21 protein-coding genes are annotated in these 25,371 nt (G+C 69.0%); 9 read left to right on the forward strand and 12 right to left on the reverse strand.

Translation table 11 applies throughout. The features are described 5' to 3' along the window. Positions 1-121: 121 nt before the first annotated feature. The 6 genes from ASD43_RS01630 to ASD43_RS01655 are packed head-to-tail and all read left to right on the forward strand — an operon-like array spanning position 122 to position 8,865. Positions 122-1,315: a lipid-transfer protein gene (locus ASD43_RS01630; RefSeq protein WP_235563996.1), complete on the forward strand. Its 1,194-nt coding sequence runs from the start codon at positions 122-124 to the stop codon at positions 1,313-1,315. Beyond that, a complete protein-coding gene (locus ASD43_RS01635; protein ID WP_056412703.1) occupies positions 1,312-2,136 on the forward strand; it encodes an SDR family NAD(P)-dependent oxidoreductase in 825 nt (274 codons plus the stop codon). The genes ASD43_RS01630 and ASD43_RS01635 overlap by 4 nt, the downstream gene beginning before the upstream one ends. A gap of 24 nt (positions 2,137-2,160) precedes the next feature. Beyond that, complete coding sequence (locus ASD43_RS01640) at positions 2,161-3,465, forward strand: MFS transporter (protein WP_056412706.1); 1,305 nt, start codon at positions 2,161-2,163, stop codon at positions 3,463-3,465. Beyond that, the gene (locus ASD43_RS01645; RefSeq protein ID WP_082539173.1) at positions 3,438-5,954 is read left to right on the forward strand and encodes a glycoside hydrolase family 2 protein; all 2,517 of its coding nucleotides are present in this window, start codon (positions 3,438-3,440) and stop codon (positions 5,952-5,954) included. Before ASD43_RS01640 ends, ASD43_RS01645 begins: the two co-directional genes overlap by 28 nt. After that, on the forward strand, positions 5,951-7,405 hold the full coding sequence (locus ASD43_RS01650) for a carboxylesterase/lipase family protein (RefSeq protein WP_056412713.1): 1,455 nt from the start codon (positions 5,951-5,953) through the stop codon (positions 7,403-7,405). The genes ASD43_RS01645 and ASD43_RS01650 overlap by 4 nt, the downstream gene beginning before the upstream one ends. Continuing rightward, a complete protein-coding gene (locus tag ASD43_RS01655; RefSeq protein WP_082539174.1) occupies positions 7,402-8,865 on the forward strand; it encodes an AMP-binding protein in 1,464 nt (487 codons plus the stop codon). The genes ASD43_RS01650 and ASD43_RS01655 overlap by 4 nt, the downstream gene beginning before the upstream one ends. Before the next feature lie 4 nt (positions 8,866-8,869). Here ASD43_RS01655 and ASD43_RS01660 read toward each other — a convergent pair whose 3' ends face one another. After that, the gene (locus ASD43_RS01660) at positions 8,870-9,481 is read right to left on the reverse strand and encodes a TetR/AcrR family transcriptional regulator (RefSeq protein WP_056412716.1); all 612 of its coding nucleotides are present in this window, start codon (positions 9,479-9,481) and stop codon (positions 8,870-8,872) included. Between the two features lie 184 nt (positions 9,482-9,665). On the opposite strand from ASD43_RS01660, the gene ASD43_RS01665 reads away from it, so the two are divergent. Beyond that, a complete protein-coding gene (locus ASD43_RS01665) occupies positions 9,666-11,465 on the forward strand; it encodes a carboxylesterase/lipase family protein (RefSeq protein ID WP_162247473.1) in 1,800 nt (599 codons plus the stop codon). Between the two features lie 24 nt (positions 11,466-11,489). On the opposite strand, the gene ASD43_RS01670 is transcribed toward ASD43_RS01665, so the two are convergent. Next, entirely contained in the window at positions 11,490-12,398 is a 909-nt protein-coding gene (locus ASD43_RS01670) for an SDR family NAD(P)-dependent oxidoreductase (protein ID WP_056412721.1), read from the reverse strand. 95 nt (positions 12,399-12,493) lie between these two features. Between ASD43_RS01670 and ASD43_RS01675 the strand changes: the two genes are divergently transcribed. After that, on the forward strand, positions 12,494-12,949 hold the full coding sequence (locus ASD43_RS01675; RefSeq protein WP_082539175.1) for a MarR family winged helix-turn-helix transcriptional regulator: 456 nt from the start codon (positions 12,494-12,496) through the stop codon (positions 12,947-12,949). 44 nt (positions 12,950-12,993) lie between these two features. Here the strand turns inward: ASD43_RS01675 and ASD43_RS01680 are convergent, their stop codons facing one another. The 5 genes from ASD43_RS01680 to ASD43_RS01700 all read right to left on the reverse strand — a co-directional run bounded on the left by ASD43_RS01680 (position 12,994) and on the right by ASD43_RS01700 (position 18,547). Next, the gene (locus ASD43_RS01680; protein WP_157550693.1) at positions 12,994-14,766 is read right to left on the reverse strand and encodes a sensor histidine kinase; all 1,773 of its coding nucleotides are present in this window, start codon (positions 14,764-14,766) and stop codon (positions 12,994-12,996) included. Between the two features lie 113 nt (positions 14,767-14,879). Further along, positions 14,880-16,067 (reverse strand): ABC transporter permease, encoded by a 1,188-nt coding sequence (locus tag ASD43_RS01685; protein ID WP_056412729.1) that lies wholly within the window; start codon positions 16,065-16,067, stop codon positions 14,880-14,882. Beyond that, entirely contained in the window at positions 16,060-16,887 is an 828-nt protein-coding gene (locus ASD43_RS01690; protein ID WP_082539177.1) for an ABC transporter ATP-binding protein, read from the reverse strand. The genes ASD43_RS01685 and ASD43_RS01690 overlap by 8 nt, the downstream gene beginning before the upstream one ends. Next, a complete protein-coding gene (locus ASD43_RS01695) occupies positions 16,884-17,924 on the reverse strand; it encodes an HlyD family efflux transporter periplasmic adaptor subunit (protein WP_056412732.1) in 1,041 nt (346 codons plus the stop codon). Before ASD43_RS01695 ends, ASD43_RS01690 begins: the two co-directional genes overlap by 4 nt. Then, complete coding sequence (locus ASD43_RS01700; protein ID WP_157550696.1) at positions 17,921-18,547, reverse strand: hypothetical protein; 627 nt, start codon at positions 18,545-18,547, stop codon at positions 17,921-17,923. The genes ASD43_RS01695 and ASD43_RS01700 overlap by 4 nt, the downstream gene beginning before the upstream one ends. A gap of 115 nt (positions 18,548-18,662) precedes the next feature. Between ASD43_RS01700 and ASD43_RS01705 the strand changes: the two genes are divergently transcribed. Continuing rightward, positions 18,663-19,346: a response regulator transcription factor gene (locus ASD43_RS01705; RefSeq protein WP_200946547.1), complete on the forward strand. Its 684-nt coding sequence runs from the start codon at positions 18,663-18,665 to the stop codon at positions 19,344-19,346. Here the strand turns inward: ASD43_RS01705 and ASD43_RS01710 are convergent. Genes ASD43_RS01710 through ASD43_RS01730 form a run of 5 tightly spaced genes read right to left on the reverse strand, consistent with a single transcriptional unit; the run spans position 19,338 to position 25,370 of the window. Further along, positions 19,338-20,645 carry a four-carbon acid sugar kinase family protein gene (locus ASD43_RS01710; protein WP_056412737.1) on the reverse strand — a complete coding sequence of 436 codons (1,308 nt, stop codon included), beginning with the start codon at positions 20,643-20,645 and terminating at the stop codon, positions 19,338-19,340. The genes ASD43_RS01705 and ASD43_RS01710 overlap by 9 nt on opposite strands. 2 nt (positions 20,646-20,647) lie before the next feature. Next, the gene (locus ASD43_RS01715; protein ID WP_056412741.1) at positions 20,648-21,616 is read right to left on the reverse strand and encodes a PdxA family dehydrogenase; all 969 of its coding nucleotides are present in this window, start codon (positions 21,614-21,616) and stop codon (positions 20,648-20,650) included. Beyond that, on the reverse strand, positions 21,613-23,496 hold the full coding sequence (locus ASD43_RS01720; protein WP_056412744.1) for a beta-L-arabinofuranosidase domain-containing protein: 1,884 nt from the start codon (positions 23,494-23,496) through the stop codon (positions 21,613-21,615). Before ASD43_RS01720 ends, ASD43_RS01715 begins: the two co-directional genes overlap by 4 nt. Positions 23,497-23,523: 27 nt before the next feature. Next, on the reverse strand, positions 23,524-24,441 hold the full coding sequence (locus ASD43_RS01725) for a carbohydrate ABC transporter permease (RefSeq protein WP_082539178.1): 918 nt from the start codon (positions 24,439-24,441) through the stop codon (positions 23,524-23,526). Then, complete coding sequence (locus ASD43_RS01730) at positions 24,438-25,370, reverse strand: carbohydrate ABC transporter permease (protein ID WP_162247474.1); 933 nt, start codon at positions 25,368-25,370, stop codon at positions 24,438-24,440. The genes ASD43_RS01725 and ASD43_RS01730 overlap by 4 nt, the downstream gene beginning before the upstream one ends. Position 25,371: the final 1 nt, after the last annotated feature.

Consider the following 25,371-nt stretch of genomic DNA (forward strand, 5'->3'; position numbering starts at 1 on the left):
AGAATGACTAATTACTGATTCGCTTCACGAGCATCGACCCTCTCGCCGTTAAACAGTCAGACTTGACTAATTTTTTGGATGCGGTCATAGTGAGGTCGTCGGAACACAACGAGGAGTTCATGTGGCCAATCGAAATCAGGTCGTCGTCGCGGGAGTGGGCATGGTGCCGTTCACCAAGCCGTCGGCGGGGGCGTCATACGACACGATGGGCTCGGAGGCGACCGTTCTGGCGCTCGCCGACGCCGGCATCGACTACGGGTTGATCCAGCAGGCGTATGTCGGATGGGTCTACGGCGACTCGACGGCCGGGCAGGTGGCGCTCTACCGCGTCGGACTGTCGGGGATCCCGATTGTCAACGTGAACAACAACTGCGCGACTGGGTCGACCGCGCTCTTCCTCGCCCGCCAGGCCGTCGAGAGCGGCGCCGTCGACTGCGCACTCGCGCTCGGCTTCGAGCAGATGACCCCGGGTGCCCTCCGAGAGACCTTTCAGGACCGCACGTCGCCGATGACCGCGCTGATCGACGCGCTCCCCCCGGGCTCCGGGGAGAACGGCATCGTCGGCCGACTCTTCGGCGGAGCGGGCCTCGAGCACATGGAGCGCTACGGAACGTCCGCGTCGACGTTCGCCAAGATCGCCGTCAAGGCGAGATCACACGCCGCGAACAACCCGTACGCCGTGTTCCGGACTGCTCTGACGGTCGAGGAGGTCCTGGCATCCGCCCCGGTGTCCGACCCGCTGACGCGCCTGATGAGCTGCCCGCCGACGTGCGGGGCCGCGGCCGCCGTCATCTGCACGCCGGAGTTCGCCGCGGCGCACGGGCTGTCGACCGCCGTGACGATACGCGCTCAGGCCATGACCACCGACACGCCCCAGACCTTCTCCTCGGGGGATCGCCGCGAGCTGGTCGGTGCGGGCATGACTCGACAGGCGGCACAGCAGGTCTACGAGCAGTCCGGCGTCGACCCGGCCGACATCCCCGTCGTCGAGTTACACGATTGCTTCGCGACCAACGAGCTGATCAGCTACGAGGCGCTCGGCCTGACGCCGGAGGGCACGGGCGCGGCGTTCGTCGACGACGGGGAGAACACGTACGGAGGGCGCGTCGTCACCAACCCCTCCGGGGGACTGCTTTCGAAGGGACACCCGCTCGGCGCGACCGGACTCGCTCAGTGCGCGGAGCTGGTCTGGCAGCTGCGCGGAACCGCCGGTGCGAGGCAGGTCGAGGGCGCACGCCTCGCTCTCCAGCACAACATCGGCCTGGGCGGCGCCGCCGTCGTCACACTTTACGAGCGACAGGGGACACAGCGATGAAGCTGCTCGACAGGACGGCCATCGTCACCGGCGCGGGGCGCGGCATCGGCCGCGAGATCGCCCTCGGCCTCGCTCGAGAAGGCGCGCGCGTGGTCGTGAACGACCTCGACGCCGGCCCGGCCGACGAGACCGTGGCGGCCATCCACGCCGCCGGCGGCTCCGCCGTCACGAGCGTGGGCTCGATCACCGACGCCGACGCTCCCGATCGCATCGTCGACACCGCGGTCTCGCACTTCGGCGGCCTCGACATCATCGTGAACAACGCCGGATACACGTGGGACTCGGTCATCCAGAAGACCGGCGACGAGCAATGGGAGGAGATGCTTGCGCTGCACCTCACCGCGCCGTTCCGTCTGCTGCGTGCCGCGCAGCCTGTGTTCGCCGCGGCGGCGAAGACCGAACAGGCCGAGACGGGGAGTGCGCGCTGCCGCAAGGTCGTCAACGTGTCCTCGGTCTCCGCCCTGTCGGGAAATCCCGGCCAGGTCGCCTACAGCTCGGCCAAAGCGGGGATCAGCGGACTCACGAAGACACTCGCCCGCGAATGGGGCCGCTACAACGTGACGGTCAACGCCGTGGCGTTCGGGCTCATCGCCACCCGCCTCACGGCTCCCGCAGACGACGACGTCGAGATCGACATCGCCGGCTCCGCCATCCGCGTGGGCGTGAACCGTACCGTGCTCGACCGAGCCAGGGAGAGCATCCCCCTCGGTCGGGTCGGCACGCCCGTCGACGCCGCCGGCGCCGTGCTGTTGTTCTGTCTGCCGGAGTCGGACTACGTCACCGGCGAGACCCTCGTCTGCGGCGGCGGCTGGCGTGGCTGAACGGATCGGATCGAGATGAACCCCATGGATATCCCCCAGCCCGCCGTCGACGTCGACGGCCCCAAGGCTCCCCCCACCCCGACCGTGACCACCCCCTTCGGGCGGGTGATGGCGGCGATGATCGCGTCATACGTCGGCGGCATCGTCGCGCTGGCCGTGCCGGTGTCGGTGCTGTTGACACTCAAGCTCGTCGAAATGGTCGGCCAGGACGGGGTGCCGCTGGCACTCGGCCTGATCACCGGATGCGGCGCGGCGACCGGCTTCTTCGTCAATCCGATCGCGGGTCGCATCAGCGACCGCACGCAGCTGCGTTTCGGACGCAGACGCACGTGGATCCTCGCCGGCGGACTGGCGGGGGCGTGCGCGCTGTCGGCGATCTGGGTGACGACCGAGGTGTGGCAGATCGTCATCCTCTGGTGCCTGGTCGAGATCTTCATCGGCTTCCAGATGTCGGTGACCGGTGCGCTGATGGTCGACCAGGTGCCGGCGGCGAAGCGCGGATCGATCTCGGGCGCGCTCGGCCTGATCGTCGCCACGGGCCCGTTGATCGGACTGGCCATCATCACTCCGCTCAGCGGCGCCGCGCAATGGGTCGTCCTCGCCGCGCTCACGGCGATCGGCGCGCTGATCGCCGTGAGCCTGCTGCGTGAGAGTCCTCTGCTGCAGAAGCCCTCCCCGATCGGTGTCCGCGAGCTGCTGTCCTCGTTCTGGGTGAGCCCGCGTCGCCATCCGGCGTTCGCCTACGCCTGGATGGTGAAGCTCTTCGTCGGAGCCGTCGGAGCCGCCGGCGCGTACAACGGCGTCTTCCTGCTGCAGCGCATCGGAACGACGACGGAAGAACTCGCCTCCACTGTGCTCGGCATCTCCGTCATCTTCGTCGGCGTGGGAGGCACGGCCTGTCTGATCTCCGGCATCGTCTCCGATCGGCTGCGGGTGCAGAAGCCGTTCGTGATGGCGGGCGGCTTCCTCGGAGCGGGCGGACTCGTGGTGCTCGCCTTCGCCGACGCACTTCCCGCCGTCTACCTGTCGACCGCGATCAGCGCCGTCGGCGCGGGCATCTTCCTGTCCGTCGACACCGCGCTCAGCTCGCGGATGCTTCCCCGCGCGGAGACCATCGGCAAGGACCTCGGCGTGATGAGCCTGGCGGGAACGATCCCCGCCTCGGCCATCCCCTTCATCGCGCCGCTCCTGCTCGCCATCGGCGGCTTCACCCTGCTGTACCTGCTGCTCGCCGTCCTCGGCGTGATCGGCGGCCTGCTGGTGATGCGGCTGCCTGACCTCGGAAAAGAAGGAGACCCGCGATGGGCACAACTGACGGTGACACGATGACCCTGGTGATCGGCGGGTGGGAGCTGCGCGACACCGCCGAGGGCGTCGGCGATGCGCTGGCGCTCTCGACCGGCGACTCGCAGGAGTGGCTCGCCGCAGTCATCCCCGGCGGTGTGCACCCCACGCTCATCGCGGCGGGGCGCCTGCCCGACCCGTTCGCGGATGACAACCTCTCGAAGCACCGATGGATCGAGAACCGTGACTGGTGGTATCGCGCGCGCTTCGACGCCGAGGCGGGTGACGTCCGGATCACAGCCGACGGGCTGGACACGATCGCCGAGCTCTTCATCGACGGACGGTCGATCGGTCATCACGCCAACCAGTTCCGTCCCGCCGAGTTCGACGTGACGCTCGAGACGGGCGGCGAGCACGTGATGCTCATCCGCTTCTCGCGCCCCCTGCCTCACAGCTCCGAAGCGGAGGAGAACGGCAACAAGGGGGCCGCGAAGGTGGCGGCGGGTCTGCGCAAGGCGACCTTCTCGTGGGGGTGGGACTTCGGTCCTCGTCTGCCCTCGATCGGCCTCTCCGGTGACGTCATCGTGGAGCGCGCCGCACGAACCCGGCTCGCCGCGCCCCATGCGCACACCTCTTTCCTGGCGTCCGACCACTCGCGGGCGCGCGTGGTCGTGGGCGTCGAGGTCGAGAACCTCGGGGCCGCCGGCGCTGTGCCGCTGTCGGTCGACGCGGTCCTGACCTCTCCCGGCGGCACCGCGCACGCGCAGTCCGTCGCCGTCGTCGACGGGATCGCCTCGATCGAGCTGGTCGTCGACGACCCCGACCTATGGTGGACGCATGACCTGGGCCGACCCGCCCTGCACGACCTGCGCGTCGACCTGCGCAGCGCCGAGGGCATCGTCGACACGCATAGCTCTCGAGTGGGCATCCGCACGATCGACCTGTCACGTCCCATCGATCCTGTCGACGGCGGGCGACTCTTCCAGTTCGTCCTGAACGGCGTGCCGGTGTTCGCCCGCGGCGCGAACTGGGTGCCGCCGAGCCCTCTCGTCGGAGTCGTCGACGCGCCCCTGCGGCGCGAGCTGGTGCAGCGCGCCGCCGAGGGCGGGATGTCGATGCTGCGCGTGTGGGGAGGCGGCATCTACGAGCACGACGTCTTCTACGACGCGTGCGACGAGCTCGGCATCCTCGTCTGGCAGGACTTCATGTTCGCCTGCGTCGCCTATCCGGGCGACGACCCCGCCTTCGCCGCGGAGGTCGAGAACGAGGCGCGGCATCAGATCCGACGCCTGCGCAGCCGGGCATGCCTGGCACTGTGGTGCGGCAACAACGAGACAGAGGCCCTCGCGGCCATCTTCGAGCACGAATCCGGCAGCTCGGCGGGCGAGTGGGGGCACCATCTCTTCCACACCGTGCTCCCCCGGGCGCTCGACGGACTCGACGACGTCACCCCCTACTGGCCGGGAAGCCCCTGGGGCGAGACAACCGACGAGCTCAACGGCTTCCGAGACGGTGACCGGCACTCGTGGGAGGTCTGGCACGGACGTGACGGCGCCCCGTTCTTCACCGAGCTCGCCGGCCGCGATGACCGCCCCGGCCATGCACGGCATTGGCGTCGCTACGCCGCCGACACGGGCCGGTTCATCGCCGAGTTCGGCGTGCTGTCCGCTCCCAATCGCGAAACGTTCGACAGATGGATGCCGGGAGCCCAGTTGCACGATGACGTGTTCGACACCCATCTCACCGATCGCCCCGGCGACAAGATCGAGCAGATCATGGAGATCGCCACGGGCCTTCCCGGCGAACTCGACCAGTACATCGACTCGACGCAGAGCGTGCAGGCCGAGTCGGTGCTGTTCGCGGTCGAGCACTTCCGGCGCCGGCAGCCCCGCACCGCCGGCACGCTGGTGTGGCAGCTCAACGACTGCTGGCCGGGAATGACGTGGTCGCTCATCGATGTCGACGGCACACCCAAGGCCGCGTACTACGCGATGGCTCGGGCCAGCGCACCCCTGGCGGTCAGCATCGCCGAGGACGGTCAGGGGGGCGTGGAGGTCTGGCTCGTCAACAACACCCGACGGTGCCGGCAGGTGCCCATCGACGTCGAGATCGGCACCTTCGACGGCGCGGATCGTGACCGTCAGCAGATCATCGGAGAGGCCGAGGCCGGCACGTCCGTGCTCGTCTGGTCGACGACCGTTGCCGCCGACGAGCGGCACTACGTCTGGGCGTCGAGTCCCGACGACGCGTTCCCCATCGCCCGCAAGCACTTCGTCGACCCCGGCGCCCTGCAGATCGATCCGCCGCGCCTCTCGTGGAGCATCGACGGCCCCTACCTCGACCTCGTCTCGACGGGCTACAACTACGGCATCCGCATCTCCCACCCCGAACCGACGACGCGCCTGAGCGACAACTGGTTCGACATGCGCGACGGCGATCGACGACGGATTCTCGTGCAGAACGTCGACCCGGCCTTGCTGCACGTCGGTCCGAGCCGATTGCATGGACTCGAGCACCGGAAAGAGGACGCATGAGCGAGACGATGACCACGACCGCCCGCATCAGCACGGGTGACCTGCGGGGTCGGCGCACCGGAGGCGTCGACAGCTACCTGGGCATCCCCTACGCCGCGCCGCCGATCGGAGAGCTGCGGTTCCGCGAGGCCGCACCCGTCGCGCCCTGGGACGACGTGCGCGACGCGACGACGATGGGACCCACCGCTCCGCAGAACGAGCTGTCTGCGTTGTCGGCGCGGTACCTGCCGAACGTCGTCGCACTGGGCGACGAGTATCTGAACCTCAACGTCTGGGCACCCGCCGACGCGGTGGACTGCCCGGTGATGGTGTGGATCCACGGCGGATCCCTCCGTCACGGCTCCAACGCCCTCGACGGATACGACGGCACGGCGTTCGCTCGCGACGGTGTGGTGCTCGTGAGCATCAACTACCGCCTCGCCTTCGAAGGCTTCGCGGTGATCGAGGGCGCTCCGCTCAATGTGGGATACAGCGACGTGGTCGCGGCCCTGCGCTGGGTGCAGGCCGAGATCGCCGCGTTCGGCGGCGACCCTGAGTCGGTGACGATCTTCGGGGAGTCCGCGGGCGCGGTCATCGTCAGCAACCTGATGGTCGGCGCTCACGCCGGCAGTCTCTTCCACCAGGTGATCGTCCAGAGCGGGATGCCGGCTGCGGCGAAACCCGCCGAGTCGGTGCGGGCCACGCGCGCACTGAGTCGCGTCCTGGGCATCCCTGCCACGCGGGACGCGTTCTCCGCCGTACCGGTCGAGCGCATGATCCAGGCGGATCGCGAGACCAAGAACCACCCCGATCGGCGGATCAAGGAGGCCGGCTGGAACGCCACCATCGGCGGCCCGTCCGTCGAGCGCGACCCGATGGACGCCGCCATGACCGACGTGGCCGATGGGCTGCGAGTGCTCGCCGGGTGGACCTCGGAGGAGCACACGTTCTTCCGCCTCGACACCCCCGTCGGGCGCGTCCTCTTCGCCCTGGCCTGCGCGAAGGTCGGCGCGGGCCCCCGGGTCGTTCGCGCCTACCGTCGCGCCTGCCCCACAGCGACACGAGCCGAGCTGATGGTCATCATGACCATCGACAGGATCCTGCGTCTGCCGATGAACAAGGTCGCGGACGGGCGTCTCAGACGAGGTGCGCGCACCTGGTTCTACGAGTTCGACTGGGGCAGCCCCATCGACGGTCTCGGTGCCACACACGCGGTCGAGCTGCCGTTCGTCTTCGACACGCTCGCCTCGCCCGACTGGACGAACTTCATCGGAACCGAAGCCCCCCAGCGCCTGGCCGACGAGGTGCACGCCGCCTGGGTGCGCTTCGCGAAGACCGGCGATCCCGGTTGGCGAGAGTGGGATGCCGACCGACCGACGATGGTGTTCGGAGCCGAGCGCTCCGAAGTGGTGGACCGCCGACGCGATGCGCAGCTCGCCGTCTGGCGCGAGCGTGAGGGCGATCGACGATGAGCGACCACGAGCCGGTGTTCGACGCGGACACCCCCTTCGTCGAGGTGCTGCGGTGCTGGGCCGAGCACGACCCCGACCGCGCGGCCGTATCCGATCCTGATCGCACGCTCACGCGTGCCCAGCTCGACGCCGACAGTGACGCTCTCGCCGACGCCTTCGCTGAGCAGGGTGTGCGCGCGGGTTCCTTCGTGACGATCGCGCTGCCGAACGAGGTGGCGTTCTTCACCGCCGTCGTCGCCGCTTGGAAGCTGGGCGCGACGCCTCAGCCGGTGTCGTCGCGCAGCCCGGATGCTGAGCTGGCACGCGTCCTCGAGCTGGCGAAGCCCGCGCTGGTCGTGGGCCGGCGGGTCGACGGTGTGCCGAGCATCCTCCTCCCTCTCGAGAGACGCGACGACACGGGCCGCCGCTCGCATGAGGCCGTCGCGGCATCCTGGAAGGCACCGCTCTCGGGCGGCAGCACTGGCGCCCCGAAGCTGATCGTCTCGACTCTGCCGGCACGGTACGGCAGCCTCGCCCCGTTCGCACCGCTGGTGCGGATGAGGTCGCAGGGGATCAGCGTCATCCCGACACCGTTGTCACACAACATGGGCCTGCTGTTCGGGACCCTGACGCTGCTCACCGGCGGTGAGGTGGTCATCCTGCCGCGATTCACACCGGAGTCGTTCGTGCGGGTCATCGACGAACGACGGGCGACCTGGGCGATCGCGGTGCCGACCATGCTGCACCGGACGGAGCGTCTGATGAGCGAGGGCGGTCTCGCAGATCTGTCGAGCCTGGAGGCCGTCGCCGTCGGCGCCTCGGCATGCCCTCAGCGTCTGAAGGAGTTCTGGGCCGACCGTCTCGGCCCAGAGCGGATGATCGAGTTCTATTCGACGACCGAGAATCAGGTGATCGTCCTCGCAAACGGACACACCTGGCGCTCGCACCCGGGCTCGGTCGGCCGCGTCGTGCTGGGAGAGCTCGAGGTTCGCGACGACACCGGAGCCGGGGTTCCGGAGGGGACCGTCGGTGAACTGTGGATGCGGCGCGGCGCCACGGAGCCGATCCCCTACCGATACCTCGGTGCCCAGGCACGACGAGACGACGACGGATGGGACTCGGTCGGTGACCTCGGCAGCATCCGCGACGGATACGTGTACCTCGCCGATCGGGCCTCGGACATGATCATCGTCGGCGGAAGCAACGTCTACCCCGCTGAGGTGGAAGCCGCCCTCGAAGAGCATCCGCTCGTGCAGTCGAGTTGCGTGGTCGGCCGCCCGGACGACGAATACGGCAGTCGCCTGCACGCCATCGTGCAGGCGACATCCCCTCTGACCGGGGAGGAGCTCATCGCGCATCTGCGGGAGCGACTGACGCCGTACAAGATCCCTCGCACGTACACCTGGACGGCCGATGCCATCCGAGACGACGCGGGGAAGGTACGTCGCAGCGCCTGGCGAGAAAAGGTCCTCGCAGAGTGACGCGTCAGGCCGACGCGTCGAGGATCCGGTGCGCGATCGATCGCCACACCGGAAGGAGGGGCTCGTCGTCCGCAGGACGCGGGTCGAACAGGTAGGTCATCGCGACGCCGCGCATGCTCGTGTTGATGACGGCCACGAGACTGTCGAAATCGGGATGCGCTGCATGCGCGGGTCCGAAGACCTCGGCGATGACCTCGCGGATGCGGCGACCGAGCTCGCGCTCCCGCGGCTTCAGAGCGGCGGTCAGTTCTGCGCTGTGCGGGGAGGCGACCCAGAGCTGCATCGCCGCTCGGAACAGCGGCCCTTGAAAGCTCTCCCACATGAGGCCGACCGAGCTGTCGATGTCGCGGGCCGGCGCCCCGGGCTCCGGTTCTGCGATCCCGCCCTCCCGCCGGCGCGCGAGATCTTGAACGGCCGCGACGAGCAGGTCTTCGCGCGAGGGGAACTGGTGCAGCAGACTGCCGCGGGACACTCCCGCCATCTGCTGGATGCGCGAAGTAGTCGCCGCTGAATACCCCTCGTCGGCGAGACAGGTGACGGCCGCATCGAGGATGCGACGGCGCGTCTCTCGCGAACGTTCCTGGACGGGAAGAGCAGGACGTGCAGACTCTGTCATCCTCCGAATTTAGCCCGCCCGTGACGATCGCGACGCAAATTCGTCCTGAATTAGTCAAATTTGACTAATTATTGGTGCGCGGTAAAGGTGGAGGTATCCGTCCCTCGCTACCGGAGGTCTCATGCTCGCCGAGGAAGCTCTGCCACACACGCCTTCGACGCCACGGGCGACCACCCGTACCATCGTGGGACGATCGATCGCCATCGCCGTGCTCACTGCGATCGGGGGCCTGTTCGCCTGGCTGAACGACTCCCCGTGGTGGGCATGGGGGCTCGCCGGTGTGCCCGTCGCGCTGACCGCGATCGTGCTGGCGCTTCCCCTCATGCGCCGTCGGTGGCTGCGCGCCACGGCATGGACGCTCGGAGCAGCACTCACCGTGACGGCGGCGATCAGCGCGGGACCTGCCGTCCAAGCGATGGCAGCGGTCAGGAGCGGTGTCCCGTCGACATCGACCGTGGACACGACGGAGGGTCCTGTTGCCGGCGTCATCGACGGCAACAGAGCAGTCGAAGTCTTTGCCGGCATCCCATATGCGAAGCCGCCGGTCGGCGACCTGCGGTGGCAGGCGCCGGAACGCCCGTCCGTCCGGAAGGGCATCTTCCACGCTGACCACTTCTCCGATATCGCGATGCAGGATGGCTCGGACTTCCTCACCCGAGCGCTCCCGAAGATCATCCCCTTTCCGTTGCGGCCCGGACTGCGGAACACCTCACCCATGAGCGAGGACGCCCTGACCCTGAATATCTGGCGGAGCACCCGGCCTAGCACGGAAAAGCGTCCGATACTCGTCTACATCCACGGCGGCGGGTTCCGGAGCGGATCCAGCGCCGTACCGCTGTACGACGGTGCGAACCTCGCGTCGCACGGCGATGCGATCGTCGTCACCATCAACTACCGCCTCGGCGTCTTCGGATACCTCTCGCACCCCGACCTCGCGGCGGAGTCACCCGAGGGGGTCTCGGGCAACTTCGGCACGCTCGACCAGCTGGCGGCTCTGCGCTGGATCGACGAGAACGCCGCAGCCTTCGGTGGCGACAACACCCGTGTCACGATCGCCGGGGAGTCAGCCGGCGGCGAAGCGGTCTGCATCCTCGGCGCGACACGCCTGGCCGCCGGACTCGTCGACGGGATCATCGGTGAGAGCGGCGCGTGCATGGGAACCACCGGCGATGTCAAGGCCGGCGACCAGGGTGACACGCGTGCTGTCGCGGAGCAGGCCGGCGAGCGCCTCTCGGATCAGCTCGACATGAGCATCGCCGAGATGCGCGAGCTGCCCGCCGAAGAGCTGCAGCGCGCGGCCGCGGATCTGGCGGAACACTGGCGGCCCTCGGTCGACGGCCACGTGCTCACTCGTTCCCCGGTGGAGATCTACGCGCGGGGCGAACAACTGGATGTCCCGCATCTGCTCGGCAGCAACGCCGATGAGGCATCGCTGGGACTCGCAGTACCGCTCGGAGGCTCCCTGGAGGACTTCCGGCGCTCGGCGCACGAGACGTACGGCGACGACGCCGAGGAGTTCCTGCGTCTGTATCCGGCGACGGAGGAGAATGCGCCGGAGGTGCAGGCGCAGGCCGACACCGACCGCGTCATGACGGCGGCGATGTACCGGTGGGCCCAGCTGCACGGAACGCACACGTCATCCCCGACGTTCCTCTACTTCTTCTCGCACGTTCCGCCCGATCCGCGCCTCCAGCATTTCGGCGCGTACCACGGCGCCGAGGTGCTGTACGCCTATGACAATCTCGAGGCGGGCGACGACGCACGCTACGGCGCCGATGACTATGCGCTGCGCGACCAGATGAGCACCTACTGGCTGAACTTCGTGAAGACGGGCGATCCGAACGGCGACTCACTCCCCGCGTGGCCACGCTTCACCGACGCCCCGGACCAGGTGATGGAGTTCGACCACGGCAGTCGGGTCGCTCCGCGCCCGCAGCCGGAACAGGTCGACTTCTGGATGAAGTACACCGGACCCGTCGCGTAGCGACCGAGTGTCAGTGCGTCAGCGTCATGGGAGGACGGGGTTTCCCAGGATCGTCTCGATCTCGGCCCACAGCGCTGCGCCGACTGCCTCATCGGAGCTGCTGGGCACGGGTGTGGCGAAATGTGGTGAGCCTGACGCGCCATGCCGGGGGCCGATGTACGGACGCGCACCCAGCGACGGCGTCGCCACGGCGGCGATGGCCGACTGGGCTGCGGACTCCTTGCCCTGCACGAGACGCGCGAACACGGGCGCGACGGCAGGCGCCAGCAGGCGGACGATCCGTGATCGCTGGTGGAGCGGCGGCCTGTCGGGCGTGAGAGCGTCGATGGCTCCACCCGGATGCGAGACGACGGACCGCAGGCGCGAGCCCGATGCGATGAGGCGCCGGTCGAGCTCGAATCCCAGGATCTCGGCGGCGTGCTTCGACATCGCGTACGCGACTCGGGGGCGGTACGAAGTCTGCGCACGCCAGTTGTCGAGGTCGAAGGGGATCGCTTTCGTGAGCATGCTGCCGGTGCTGACTATGCGCGCGGCGCCAGCCCGCTGGAGCGCGGGCAGCGCGAGGCGCAGAAACTCCATGTGCGCCACGACGTTCACGTCGACGGTGGATTCGACCCCGAAGGCGCCGGTCGTGGAGGTGGGGGACGCGGCGATGACTCCGGCGTTCATCACCAGCCCGTCGAGCGTGCTCTCTCCGCCGATGAGGGCTCCGGCAGTTCGGATCGATTCCCGGTCGGACAGGTCGAGTTCCAGGTGACGATGTCGGCTCGGTTCGGGCAGCAGATCGATGGCGGCCTCCGCCCTGGTCGTGGAGCGCGCGGCGACGATGAGGCGTGCGCCCCGGCGAGCGAGCCCTTCTGCAATGAAGTAGCCGATGCCGCCGCTGGCGCCGGTGACGAGGATCGTGCGTCCGTCGAGTAGCGATATGTCCATGAGAGAGGGTTCTCGATTCAGTGAATTTTGTTCAGCACTTGAAGCTTTCGGACCGATAGTACAGCACTTGAAGTGAAGAGCGTTACGCTGAGTGCATGGCCTCTTCGCGAGAACAGCAGTTGTCGGAGGCGCTCTTCGCCGTCTACGACGTCGTCGCACGCACCGAGGAGGCTCTTGCGCCCGCCCTGCGCGAGTATGGGATCACCGCGACGACCGCGCATGTGCTCTGGACGATCGACCCCGGCGAACCGGCCCCGTCCATGCGCACCGTCGCCCAGCGGGCGCACTGCAGCCCCCAGAACGTGACGTTCATGTGTCAGCAGCTCGAGGCCAGGGGGCTGGTCGAACGTCGGACATCGCCGACCGACAAGCGCCAGCGCGTGATCGAACTCACGGCGCGCGGTCGCACGGCCCGCGAATCGATCGTCGCGCTCGTCTCGACCGACTCACCTCTCGCGAATCAGCCGGGTGCGGCCCTCGACGCCATCACCGACCTCCTGTCGGCACGCTCTCGCGCAGTCGAGCAGGGCGCACCCCACATCGACGCGTAGAGTCCGCCTGCGAGGCCGCGCATCAACAGCGAGCGGCGTTCGCGCTAGGCGTGCGTGGGCAATGCGACCTCGAACCGGCTCCCTTCGCCGAGTGTGCTCTGCGCGTCGAGCGTGCCACCCAGTGCTTCGGCGAGGCCGCGAGCTATCGAGAGGCCGAGACCGGTGCTCTGTCCGGCGCGGGCCCGAGACGGCTCGCCGCGCCACAGCCGATCGAAGACCCGCGGCAGGTCAGCCGGAGCGATGCCCTCACCGTCATCGACCACAGCGATGCGCACCCGACCATGCGATGCCTTCGCCTCGAGCGCGACGTGCCCGCCGGTCGGGGTGTGACGGAGGGCGTTCGCGAGCAGGTTGTCGAGGATCTGGCGCAACCGCGCAGGGTCCGTGTCGAGCGGCAGCGCGTCCGGGGTCGCGAGGGTCAGCAGGATTCCGGCGGTGGCCGCGTGCGCGCGGTGCGCTTCGACGACCTCCCGTACGATCTCCGCCGCATCGCAATCCCTGCGCTCGAGCAGAAGGTCGCCGGCCTCGGCGAGCGCGAGAAGCTGCAGGTCGCCGGTGATGCGCTCCATCCGTCCCGCCTCGTCGAGCACCAGTCGGCGCAGCTCCGCGTCATCGAGACCGAGGCCGTCGTCGGCTGCCTCGACCCAGCCGCGGATGTTCGTGAGCGGGCTGCGCAGCTCGTGAGCGATGTCGCCGAGCAGACGCCGACGTGATGCTTCGTGTCCGGCGATCTCGGCGGACATGCGATCGAAGGCGGCACCGACGTCGGCCAGATCGTCTCGGGCATGCAGACCGGTGCGGGCGTCGCGATCGCCCGCACGAAAGCGATCGACAGCTGCCTCGAGGCGGCGCGCGCTGCGCCGGGTGGGCACGATGATGAGCGCCGCCGCAGCCGCGAGGAGTCCCAACAGCGCGGCGACGACCACGGCGATGCGGGCGATCGACCCCGGACTCGCGTCGAGCGGCCCCCGCTCGTCGCCGCGCTGGTCGGTGATCACCAGATGCACGGCAGGTGCCGTCGTCGCCGCGGCCTGGGCGCCGCGCGCCCGCAGGAGGCAGTCCCCGGTGGTGTCGTCTGCGGCGGTGTCGTCTGCGGTGGCGCCGCCGGTCGGGACGCTGCGCAGCGTCAGATACGACGGCACGTACGACGGAGACAGGTCGAGCTCGACGGCCGAGACGGGAGCCGCGCCGGCGGCGAGCAGACAGACGTTCATGCGGTCGCGGACGTCGTCGAGAGCGACTCTCTCGCTCGGCAGCGGACTGTTCAAGGCTGCACGGCCGCAGTCCGGAGCATCGTCGTACCCGGCGACCACGGGCCGGCCGCTCCCCCAGACCGCCGTCTCCACGACCGCATCCCCTAGGCACTCGACGACGGCGCTCGCCTGGCGCGTGAGCTGCTCTCGCTGCGCGTCATCGAGCAGGAAGGGACCGTTGACGCCCTCGTGCAGGCGCGGCTTCAGCGTCAGCGGATCGGCGAGGATCTGCAGCGGGTCGAGCAGCCAGGTGGCGCGTTGCGGACGAGGCAGACCCGGTGCCGTGTCGGCGATCACCTTTCCCGTGCCGTCGACGAGCGCGATGCGACGCCCCGTCTCCTGGCTGAGCCGGAGGAGCACCGGACCGACGTCGTCCCAGTCGGCGTGGCTCCCGGCCCAGATGGTGAGCGCGTCGATCACCTGCTGATCGCGGGCCAGATTCAGATCGGACACCTGCTGGTCATATCGGTATTCCGAGGTCTGGGCCAGCCAGACGGTTCCACCCACCGAGGCGAGGACGAGCAGCAGGCACGCGGCCAGATATCGGATGAGCAGCCGTGGCACGCGTCGACCGCCTCCGGCTGCGCGTCTCGTCGTCTCACCCATCTCGCCTGCAATGCTCTCATCGACTCCTCCCGCAGCGCGCATCCGTCCCTCGCTTCCCCGACCTCGCTCGCTCACGTCGCCGCGAGTGCCGCTGTCGGCGACTGCCGGGCGGCGCGGACCGACGGAGCGAGTCCGGCGACAGCGCCCGTACCGAGCGCGGCGGCCATGCCCGACAGCACCGTCGCCATCGGAACGACCAGCGGCCACCCCTGGACGCCGCTCCAGGCAGCCGTCGCCAGCAGGCCGAGCATCACTCCGCCGGCTCCGCCCAGCGCGCAGAGCACGATCGCCTCCACCAGGAACTGCGCCTGGATCTGACCACGGTGCGCGCCGAGCGCCCGGCGCAGTCCGATCTCCCTGCGCCTCTCGAGCACGGAGACGAACATCGTGTTGGCGATGCCGATCCCCCCGATCACGAGTGCGACCGCCGCGAGCGCGAGGAACAGCCCGTCGAAACTGGAGCGGGCGGCATCCTTCGCGGCGAGCACGGCGGAGGGCTGACTCACCTGCACGAGTCCGCTCGCCCCCGGCGAGAGGGTGGCCGCGATCACAGGACGCAGCGCGTCGATCGACGCCTCGAGACCGGTGACGTAGGCGACGGTGGGCACACCGTCGAAGCCCAGCCAGCGCCGCGCAGCAGCATCGTCGACGAGGACCGCCGACTGCAGGTCTGCCGAAAGCGGGGTCTCCGCCAGCACCCCGACGACAGTGAACGCGACACCCCCGAGGTCGATCGTCACCGGCCGGTCCGGAAGCTGCGACAGGCCGAGTCGTTCGGCGGCGTCGATGCCGAGCACCGCGGTCGGCAGGTCGCTGCCGTCGAGCCAGCGACCGGAGGTCACGTCCGCGCGCACCACGCCCGCGAGATCACCGCCCACCGCGAGCGTGGTGATGCCACTCTCGGGGTAGCCGCGGAGTTCGTTGCTGCGCACGGGAGAATGCGTGTTGCCGACCGATGCGGCTCCGGTGACGGTGCCGATGCGCTCCAGCATGCCCACAGCCTCGGCCGGCAGCGGCACCGGATCACCGTCGGCGCCTGCCCGAGGATCCGCGCGCAGCAGGTCGGCGCCGAGCGCGGTAAGCCGCTCCTCGAGAGCAGCCTGAGATGACGCGGGCACCGCCGTGACGGTCACCAGCGTGGCGATGCCGATGGCCACTCCGATCGCCGAGAGCACGGCGCGGAGGGGGCGGGTGCGGAGCCCGACGGTGCCGACCCCGAACAGATCGCGGATGTCGAGACGGGGGCGACGCTCACGCATGCGCGACCTCCTCGGCATCGGTGCGGGTATCGACATCGGTGCGGGTATCGGTATCGGTGTCCGTATCGGTGTCCGTGTCCGTGTCCGTGTCCGTGTCCGTATCGGTGTCCGTGTCCGTGTCCGTGTCCGTGTCCGTGTCCGTGTCCGTGTCCGTGTCCGTGATGATCCGACCGTCGCGCAGCTCGATGCGCCGCGGCAGTCGTGCGGCGAGCTCTACGTCGTGTGTGATGACCACGACCGTTGTACCCTCGTCGTGCAGTTGCTCGAGAAGAGCGAGCACGCGTTCGCCGTTCGCCGTATCGAGAGCGCCGGTCGGTTCGTCCGCGAGGACGACGAGTGGGTCGGTCACGATCGCGCGGGCGATGGCGACCCGCTGCCGTTCACCGCCGGAGAGATCCTGTGCCGCGTGCCCGATGCGATGACCGAGTCCGACGCGCTCCAGAGCCGCGCGCGCGAGCCCGCGGCGCTCACGCCGAGGGACTCCGTTGTAGAGCAATGCGGTCGCGACGTTCTGCTCGGCGGTGACGCCGTCGGTCAGGTGGAAACCCTGGAACACGAACCCGATCGTCTTGCCCCGCAGGGTCGAGAGCTGCCGATCCGTGAGATCGCGGGTGTCAACTCCTCCGATCCGCACGGAGCCCTCGGTCGGGCGGTCGAGAGTGCCGAGGACGTTGAGCAACGTCGACTTGCCGGCGCCGGAGCGCCCGACGATCGCGGTGAGCTCCCCCGCGGCGATCTGCAGGGAGACATCGTCGAGGGCCGCGACACCGCCGGGGTGGATGCGGCTGACGTGGTCGAGTTCGAGCGCAGGCGTGGTCACTTCGCCGTCACCACCGTCATGCCGGCGTCGATTCCCGCGCCGCTCACCTCGACGAAGTCATCGGCGATGAGACCGATCTCGACGCCGTGGAGTGCCCCCTTCTCGTCCTGCAGCGCATAGCCGCCCTCCGCGAGGGCCACGAGCGAGGCGACCGGGACGATCAGCACGTCTTCCACGCTCCTCGTCACGACACGGACCGTCACGGCTGCGGCATCGATGCCGTCGACCGCCGCTTGATCATCGATCGAGACCACCGCCCGGACCTTGGAGTCGGTTCCTTCTCCCGTCGTCGTCACCGAGACGAGGGAACCCTCGACGGTACGCCCGTCGGGCAGTTCGATCGTCGCTCTCGCGCCCGCCCCGACGGCTCCGGCATCCTGAGCAGGTACCGATGCCTCGACGATCCTCGCCGTGGCCGTGACCGTGAACGGCTGGCCCGCTGCCCCGTCGCCCGGTCGTGCCGACACAGCGGCGATGCGGCTCGGCGCGCTCAGGACGATCACGTCGGCGGGGCCGAGGGCACCGGTGCGTTCCAGATCGAGTGACTCCTGCCAATCGCGCACGGCCTCGGCGAACTGCGGTCCCGTCGTGAAAGTCGCCGGGTCGCTCCGACGAAGGTGCCCGAGCTCCATGAGATTCGCGGCGATCATGCTGACATCCGCGCCTTTCAGCCCGGAGCCGTCGACAGCACGGTAGAGCGGCACATCGCCGATCAGCACCGGCACCGCACGCTCGTTCGCGCGCAGTGCCACGGAGCCGCGGTCGAGCTGCGCGCCGACAGCGGGCAGCTCGGTGATGATGCCGTCGGCCTTCACCGTCACCGGCGCCGCGGCGCCGAAGCCCACGGTGCCGTCGAGGCGCGCGGACTGCGACAGCACGCCGCGCTCGACGACGACCGTGGACGGAGCGGCCGCCTCCTCGACGGGGGCGGCGTCAGCGGGATGGAGCAGCAGGACAGCACCCGCGCCCCCCGCGGCCAGCACCAGGCAGAGCGCGACGACGCTGACGATCACGGTGCGACGCCGCGACCGCGTCATGGGGCGACCTCGTCGGATGCCGACGCCATGCAGGCGTCCATGTGCTGCATCCCCAGCGAGACCGACGAGGAGTCGTTGCCCTCACCGCCGAGATCGATGCCGATCCTGCCGAACTGACCGGCGTCTCCGATCTCGACCTCGCGGACGCCGCGTTCGCGCAGGCAGTCCACGACCTGCTGCATGAACCGCGGCGCATCGGGGTTCTTGACGTCGACCTCCCACGGGGGCAGCGGCGCCAGCGGCAAGCAGATCGCCTCTGCCTCGGCGGCTTTCTCGGGGTCCCCGGTGGCCGCTCCGGTGGCACTGCTGCTGCCACCACCGCCTCCCTCCTCCGAGGGTCCCTGCGGTGAGGAGTGGTCTGCGACACAGCGATCACGGGGCGCCCATGCGGCCAATGACTCCTCGTCTGTCATGTCCAGACGCTCCCGGACGGGCTCGCCGTATTCGGCGAAGAGCGGATCGACGCTCTCCGTCGGCGCCGGAGCCCCGGTCTCCAGCGTGGCGACCTGCGGGTCGCCGTCGGCGCCCTGCTCCGCCGCGGGCGCGGAGCAGGCGGCGAGCACCCCCAGAAGCGCGATCGCGCCTGCTGCGGCCATGAGGGGTCTGCGGGTGGTGCGGAACACGGTTCCTCCTGATGTCGAGTGCGGCTGCCATCCACACTCGGCCTCGAATGTGAGGGACTTGTGAGGGATCGGTCCAGAGCCCGACCGCGCGTCCACCCGTGCATAGGATCGAATCGTGACCCGAGTCCTGATCGTCGAGGACGATGCGCTGCAGTCCGAGCTCGTCCGCCGCTACCTCGAACGCGAGGGCCACGAGGTGACGGTGCTCGCCGACGGTGCCGACGCTCTCGCCGCGGTGCGTCGTTCCCCGCCCGACCTGCTCGTTCTCGACGTGATGCTCCCCGGCGCCGATGGGCTCACGGTCTGCCGCACCCTGCGCGAGGAGCAATACGAGATCCCGATCCTCCTGCTCACTGCCCGCTCCACCGAGAACGATCTCCTGCTCGGACTCGAGCTCGGTGCCGACGACTACCTCGCCAAGCCCTACAGCCCGCGCGAGCTCGTCGCCCGCGTCCGTGCACTTCTGAGACGCGCTCGCCGCGCCACGCCGACCTCCACGGTGATCACCGTCGGCGATCTCGAGATCGATCCGGAGCGACGGCAGGCCACGATCGCAGAACGGACACTCGACCTCACCCGCGCCGAGTTCGACCTCCTCGAAGAGTTCGCCGTGCAGCCGGGAATCGTCCTCAGCCGCGCCCGTCTGCTCGATCGACTCCACGGCACCGACCGCTGGATCGGCGGCCGCACGATCGACACCCACGTGAAGAACCTCCGCGCGAAGATCGAGGACGACCCGCAGAACCCCGCTCGTCTGATCACCGTCTACGGGGTCGGATACACGCTGCGCTCAGCCTGAGAGGCGCTCAGTCCGGGCTCGCGCTCGATCGGTCCAGCAGACGGCATCCACCAGGATCTCCGGGTCGCCCATGTTGCCGGGGACGATGACGCAGTCGAGGGTCCCGTCGATCGAGGCGTGGGCAGGATCGAGGCCGGAGCGGGATACGCGCCAGACGCTGATTCCCGCGCGCACCTGCCCGAGCACGCGAGCCTCACGAGCGCCGAGGCCGCGGCCGATCACCTCCGCGGAGGTGATACCCCCCTTGGTGACGACTGTGGTCACCTCGTCGTCGGCGAGACGCCGCGCGGCGGTGACGAGCGCCCGCATCACGGCAGCGCCGTGGTCGAGACCGCCGTGGTCCCGCCGTCGATCTCTCCCGGTGGCGAGGAATCGCACGCCCCCCGGGCGTCGCCGTGCGGCTTCTTCGGCCGCCGCCCGCTCGCCTTCGACGTCCGGGTCGCGCACCGCACGCACCGCGTCGATGACGGAGGGGGCGCCGATGAGCTCGGCGAGCCGCGCCACCTGCGCTCTCGCGCCATCGGTGTGCGAACCGCAGACCACCAGCGTCGAGCCAGAGCGGTGGAGGGTCGACGGGTCCAGTCGGCCGACGCTGACGACCCCCGCGAGACGCGCGGCGAGCGGAGCCGCGGAACGGACGATCACCGGCCTGCGGTTCCAGACGCCCGCGACGCCCACGGCGATCGCGTCGATGTCCGTGTCCGTCTCGGCATCCGGCAGCACCACCGCGCCCGAGGGCGCGTCGAGAATCGCCCGCTCCGTGCCCCCCGCTCGCACGACGTCGAGCGGCACCCGCACGCAGTGCACATCACTCCGAGAACGCTCGCGGACGAAGGCGACGAGGTCGCTGGTTCCGAAGCCGAAGACCGGATCGCGGGCGTACTCCGTCTCGCCGACCGGGACCAACGTCTCGCGGGTGCGGAGGTAGTGCACCCCATCACGGGTGACCCGGCCCCCTTCGGGGAAGGCCGGCGCGAACACCATCACCGCCTCGTCGCCGCCGATCTCCCTGGACTCGGCCACGACGTGTCCTCGGAGCGTGGAGTCCCCGCGGAGGACGATGTGGATGCGGACGCCGAGCCGCGTCGCCGCGTCGTCGGCATGCGCGCGGATCTCGCGCGCGAGAACCACCGCGTCCTCCTCGCTCAGCGCCCTGCTGTTCGTCTGGATGTAGACGCTGTCCGCCTGGCGCAGAGCCTCCGTCAGAGCCTCCGCGTCGATGCTCAGGAGCACGGTGACATCGCTCGCCGCCTGTGTGCCGGTGGGGTCGTCGTCGAGCACGACGACACACTGCCTCATCGTCACCACACTCCGGCGACGAGCTTTCGCGCCAGTCGGTAGGCGTTGCGCGTCGAGTCCAGGCTGGCACTGCCCGTGCCGACGATGTCGAACGCCGTCCCATGCGCGGGAGTGCAGATGGGTAGGACGAGCCCCGCTTCGAGCGTGACTCCCCCGTCGAACGCGGCCGTCTTCAGAGCGATCTGCCCCTGGTCGTGATACATCGTCACGATGCCGTCGAAGGTCCCGTCGAACCCTCTCCGGAACAGGGTGTCGCACGGGAACGGCCCCACGACGTCGATGCCCGTCTCGGCGGCGAGCGCGACGCCGGGAGCGATCGCGGTGATCTCCTCGTCACCGAACAGACCATGTTCACCGGCATGCGGATTGAGTGCGCAGACGGCCAGGCGAGGCGACGCGACTCCGGCTGCGACGAGCAGCCGATGCAGCAGCAGGGCGGACTCGCGCACCGATTGCGGGGTCACCAGGTCTGCCACCTCCCGCAGTGCGACGTGCGAGGTCACGCGAGATGTCCAGAACGTGGTGCTCACGTTCACTTCGGAGACCGCTGCGGCGGCACCGAGGCGGTTCTCGAACCACCGCATCTCGTCGGGCTCGGTCATGCCGGCCAGATGCAGCGACGTCTTGTTCAGCGGGCCGAAGACGAGTCCGGCGACCTCACCCGCCTCATGCAGCGCGAGAGCTCGCTGCAGCCCCTCGAGCGCCCAGCGCCCCGCCTCTGCGCCGACCTCACCGCGCGCCGGCGGCCAGGGGCGGTCCATCTCGATCAGCCGCACATGCGCCGGATCCAGCAAGGCGTCCACATCCGTGTCGATTCCGGAATCGGCGACCCCCGCGGCGAGCTCCTCGCGCGAAGAGATGACGACGACGTCCTCCGCGGGGTCGACGCGCAGCTCGACGAGCAGCCTGACGAGAAGCTCGGGACCCACGCCGGCGGGGTCACCCGCGGTGAGGGCGATTGCCTTCGTCATCGCCCGAACTCCGCCGGCATCTTCGCCCCGACCACGGGCACCACGGTGGGGAACTCGGTGATGCGGATCGTCGCACTGCCGTAGGGAACGAGCGGCACGAGGTTGATCCATCGCGCGGCGACCGGGCTGTCCGGCGGATTCCCGGCATTCGCGCCGTCACGCTGCCACTCCGCCAGGTCGCGAACGCCCGCGGCCTGGATGGATACCGGGACGCCGTCCCGCCCGAACGGCACGTCCGGCACGTCGGAGCGCAGCACTGACCACTGCTCCAACGGCACCGTGGCGTCCGGGTAGAGCGCGAAGTTCCAGCTGCGTCGAGGGAAGACCTCCCACTCCCCCATCCCCTTCGCATCGGGAACCGGGTACCAGTTCTCCCCGCCGGTCGCGACCATGACCAGGGGTCCGAGGCGCACGCCGACCGCCTGACGCTCCCGCTTGACGCGGCGGGGCCGCATGGGCAGCGTCAGTGCGACCTCATCGCCGGCGCTCCACCGACGGGAGACGAGGACGTACCCCGAAGGATCCGCGTCGACGGAGATCTTCGTCTCGTTCACTGCCAACGTCGCATCAGAGGCCCACTCGGGGATGCGCAGCCGCAGGGCGACGTCGCGCTCCGCCGTGGAGGCCTCGACGCGGAACACGATCGTCTCGTCGAACGGGTAGTCCGTCTCCTCGACGATCGTCAGCACGCCACCGCCGACGGGGGCCTCGACCCTGCTCGGTCCGTACGCGGTCACCGACAGGGCGTCGTCCGCCGTCATCCACAGCGCGGCGACGAACTTCGGCCACCCCTGGTGGTAGTTGGCCGTGCAGCATCCGAAATGCGGCTCCAGTCCGAAGACGTTGGCGCCGTTGGTGCTGTACGCCCAGTTCCGGTCCGCGGTCGACGCCTCGATCTGGTTGGCCTGCTGATGGTATTGATGCGCACGCATCAGAGGGTCGGACGACGCGGGGAGCAGGTTGTACGCCGCCCCCTCCAGCAGATCCGAATAGGCGGCCTCTCCGGTGACGCGGGCTGCGATCTCCATGGTGAACATGTACTCGACGACCTGGCAGGTCTCCACACCCCTGGCGGCCTCGCGGCCTGCGAGCCATTCCTCTCCGGAGAACATGCCGTGCACCATGCCGTGCCAGCGGTCGAGGTTCGCCAGTGCGCGCAGGGTCTCCGCGTGCGGCTCGCCCTCGCCGAGCATCATCGCGCGCACGACCGGATTCTTCAGCGCCATCGCGACATTCGGCCCGTGGGTCCGATGGTCGAAGCCCATCGCGCGCCCCGTGATGAGACCGTCGCCCAGCGCGTCGTCCCAGTCCAGCCCCTGAGAGAGAAGGAGACGGGTGAGTTCGATCCACTCGGGGCGGGGACTCCGTTCGTGCACCCAGGCCAGAGCGAGCACGTTGTCGATGGCGCGCGCCTGCGCCCAGCTCTTCAGCGGACGGCCGGGAAGCTCGCGCAGCTGGAACTCGTAGTAGCGCTCGAGGAACGGCAGCACCCGCTCGTCGCCCGTCGCCTCAGCGTGCTGCTGCAGCACCTTGGCGGCGACCATGCGGGTCCACCAGTCGTCGTTGCTGGAGGGGCCGAACTGGCCGCTGGGCTGCTGGCTCTGCAGCATCCATTCGATCCACTTGCGCCCCTTGGCGATCAGCGCCTCGTCGCCGAGGACGTGAGCGAGCGGGATCAGACCGTCGAGGTAGTACGGCCCGCGCTCCCAGCTCTCGCCGTCACCACCGAGCCAGCCGGAGTCGGAGCCGAGGTCGTCCCACAGCTCTTCGATGGAACCGGAGAGTCCGTCGGCCTGGATCTGCAACTGGCGGCGGAGCCAGCCCGAAGGCGTCACGGCGCCGAGCGGCAAGGGTGAGAATGCGGAGTGGATGGATGACATGGATGTTCTCCCGGATCGAGACGAAGGTCAGCCGCGCAGCGCGCCCTCGGTGAGCCCACCGATGTAGAAGCGCTGAAGCACGAGATAGAGGACGAGGCAGGGCAGGATGGCGACGGTGGTTCCCGCTTGCAGCAGGCCCCAGTCGATCGAGCCGTAGGCACCGCTTCGGATGTTGACGAGCATCACCGACAGAGTGAAATTCGAGCCGTCGTTGAGCAGGAGCAGCGGAATGAAGAACTCGTTCCACGACACCAGGAACGCGAACAGCGCGACCGTCACCACCCCCGGCAGCACCAGAGGCAACGAGATGCGCAGGAACACTCCGAACGAGCTCGCTCCGTCGACCCTGCCGGCTTCTTCGAGCTCGACCGGGATGGCCTCGAAGCTGTTGCGCATCAGGAAGATGCTGAACGGCAATTGGAACACGGTGAGCACGAGGCCGACCGCGACGAGGCTGTCCTGCATTCCGGCTCTCGCGAACATGAAGTACAGCGGAAGCACGAGCGTCGCATGCGGCACCATGAGCACGGCGATGACCGCCAGGAAGACGATGTTCTTGCCGCGGAACTGGAAGCGGGCGAAGCCGTAGCCGCCCAGCGTGGCGATCACGATGGTCAGCAGCACCGAGACGCCGGCGACGACCAGCGAGTTGCCGACGTATTGCCCGAGTCCTTCGCCGTTCGCGATGAGCTCTTCGTAGTTCTCGCCGCTGAGCTGCTGAGGCCACAGCGTCGGAGGGGAGGAGCTCGCCTCGGCCGGGGTCTTGAACGAGTTCAGCGTCGACCACACGAGGGGGAACAGGAACACGAGCGCGAGCACGATTCCCGTGATGTGGTACGGGATTCCCCGCAGGGTGTGCCGCGTGCTCGATCGACGGCGCCCACTCAGGGTCGTCAGGAGCTGCGTGTCCGTGGTGGAGGTCGGAGTCCGGTTGAGGAGAGTCATTTGTCAGAGCCCTTCACGAACTTCATCTGGAGGCCGTTGATGACCACGAGTGCGATGAGCATGATGATCGACAGCGCGGCCGCCTTGCCGAGATCGAACGAGGTGAAGGCCGTGTTGTAGATCGACATCACCAGCGTGACCGTGGAGTTGTCCGGACCTCCCTGGGTCATGACCACGAACTGGTCGAACGCCAGCAGTGATCCCGTGACGGAGAGGACCAGCAGGAGTGCCAGCGTCGGACGCAGGAACGGCAGCGTGATGCTGAAGAAGCGCTGCCATGAGGAGGCGCCGTCCATCATCGCCGCCTCGTTGACGCTGGCCGGGATCGACTGCAGCGCCACGAGGAGGATGATGACCTGGAACCCGACGAACTTCCACACGATCATGACCGTGACGGCGAGCGTGGCGCTCAGAGGGGTGTCGAAGAACCCGACGGGGCCGTCGACGATGCCGAGCCAGCGCAGTGCGTGCGCGTAGATGCCGACCTGGTCGTTGTAGTTGACCACCCACATCAGGCTCGCCGTGGACAGACCGACGACATAGGGGGCGAAGATCGCGATGCGGTAGAACTTCGACCCGCGTCGCGAGGAGTTCAGGAACGCCGACAGCAGAAGCGCCAGGACGAAGATGGCCACGGTCGCGAGCAGGGTGTAACCGAGCGTGAACAGGATGGCGCCGATGTACCCGGGGTCGCTGAAGATCTCGACGTAGTTCCCGATTCCGATCACCGTGGGAGAACCCAGCAGCGGCCAGTCGCTCAGCGACATGAACAGCACGATCGCCAGGGGAAGGAGAAAGAGGATCAGGATGGTGACGGCGGTGGGTGCGATGAACGCCCATCCGGCGAGCTGATGGCGGATGCTGCCGCGGCTCCGGTCGGGCCGGCGCGTGCGCGCCGACCCGACCGGAGCAGTGGTGACGACGGACACG

The organism is Microbacterium sp. Root553 (genome assembly GCF_001426995.1).
Taxonomy (GTDB): domain Bacteria; phylum Actinomycetota; class Actinomycetes; order Actinomycetales; family Microbacteriaceae; genus Microbacterium.

Excerpts from the sequence above, each read along its gene's own strand:
- ASD43_RS01635 (WP_056412703.1), top strand. The coding sequence starts at position 1,312 with ATGAAGCTGCTCGACAGGACGGCCATCGTCACCGGCGCGGGGCGCGGC.
- ASD43_RS01640 (WP_056412706.1), top strand. The coding sequence starts at position 2,161 with ATGGATATCCCCCAGCCCGCCGTCGACGTCGACGGCCCCAAGGCTCCC.
- ASD43_RS01645 (WP_082539173.1), top strand. The coding sequence starts at position 3,438 with ATGGGCACAACTGACGGTGACACGATGACCCTGGTGATCGGCGGGTGG.
- ASD43_RS01650 (WP_056412713.1), top strand. The coding sequence starts at position 5,951 with ATGAGCGAGACGATGACCACGACCGCCCGCATCAGCACGGGTGACCTG.
- ASD43_RS01655 (WP_082539174.1), top strand. The coding sequence starts at position 7,402 with ATGAGCGACCACGAGCCGGTGTTCGACGCGGACACCCCCTTCGTCGAG.
- ASD43_RS01660 (WP_056412716.1), bottom strand. The coding sequence starts at position 9,481 with ATGACAGAGTCTGCACGTCCTGCTCTTCCCGTCCAGGAACGTTCGCGA.
- ASD43_RS01670 (WP_056412721.1), bottom strand. The coding sequence starts at position 12,398 with ATGGACATATCGCTACTCGACGGACGCACGATCCTCGTCACCGGCGCC.
- ASD43_RS01675 (WP_082539175.1), top strand. The coding sequence starts at position 12,494 with ATGGCCTCTTCGCGAGAACAGCAGTTGTCGGAGGCGCTCTTCGCCGTC.
- ASD43_RS01685 (WP_056412729.1), bottom strand. The coding sequence starts at position 16,067 with ATGCGTGAGCGTCGCCCCCGTCTCGACATCCGCGATCTGTTCGGGGTC.
- ASD43_RS01695 (WP_056412732.1), bottom strand. The coding sequence starts at position 17,924 with ATGACGCGGTCGCGGCGTCGCACCGTGATCGTCAGCGTCGTCGCGCTC.
- ASD43_RS01710 (WP_056412737.1), bottom strand. The coding sequence starts at position 20,645 with ATGAGGCAGTGTGTCGTCGTGCTCGACGACGACCCCACCGGCACACAG.
- ASD43_RS01715 (WP_056412741.1), bottom strand. The coding sequence starts at position 21,616 with ATGACGAAGGCAATCGCCCTCACCGCGGGTGACCCCGCCGGCGTGGGT.
- ASD43_RS01720 (WP_056412744.1), bottom strand. The coding sequence starts at position 23,496 with ATGTCATCCATCCACTCCGCATTCTCACCCTTGCCGCTCGGCGCCGTG.
- ASD43_RS01725 (WP_082539178.1), bottom strand. The coding sequence starts at position 24,441 with ATGACTCTCCTCAACCGGACTCCGACCTCCACCACGGACACGCAGCTC.